1 protein-coding gene is annotated in these 543 nt (G+C 44.9%); it reads left to right on the forward strand.

The window, feature by feature from the left end; genetic code table 11:
- Positions 1-543: endonuclease domain-containing protein (locus CQA66_RS09370; protein WP_220271762.1), on the forward strand; the 543-nt coding region annotated here is incomplete at both ends.

Genomic DNA, 543 nt, shown 5'->3' on the forward strand with positions numbered 1-543 from the left:
TTTTGGAATAATGAAATTATAGAGAATTTAGAAGGAGTGGTAGAGAGGATTAAAGAGGCTTTGAATGATGATTTTACCCACCCCCTAGCCCCCTCCGCACAGGGAGGGGGAACAAGCTCTGAATTCTCCGCACAGGGAGAGGGGATTCCTTGTCAAACTGACTCCTTGTATTGTCAAACTGAAATCTCCTCTTGTCATTCTGAGGTTTTCTATTGTCATTCTGAAGTTTTCTATTGTCATTCTGAGCGAAGCGAAGAAACTCTTCAAAATACTAGAGATGTTTCGGACGTTGCCCTCAACATGACAAATAGGGATTCTTGTCATTCTGAGGTTTTCTATTGTCATTCTGAGCGAAGCGAAGAATCTCAACAACCTCAATTCATTTCCCCCTCTATTGCGGAGACTCATATTTCACATTCCCCCTCCCTTGCAGAGGATTCCCGACTTGTTCCCCCTCCCTGTGCGGAGGGGGCTAGGGGGTGGGGCAAATCCCAAAGTAAAAGAGATGTTTCGGCTTCGCCTCAACATGACAAACAAGATTCA

Origin of the sequence: Helicobacter aurati, assembly GCF_003364265.1 — a bacterium.
Classification (GTDB): Bacteria; Campylobacterota; Campylobacteria; order Campylobacterales; family Helicobacteraceae; genus Helicobacter_A; species Helicobacter_A aurati.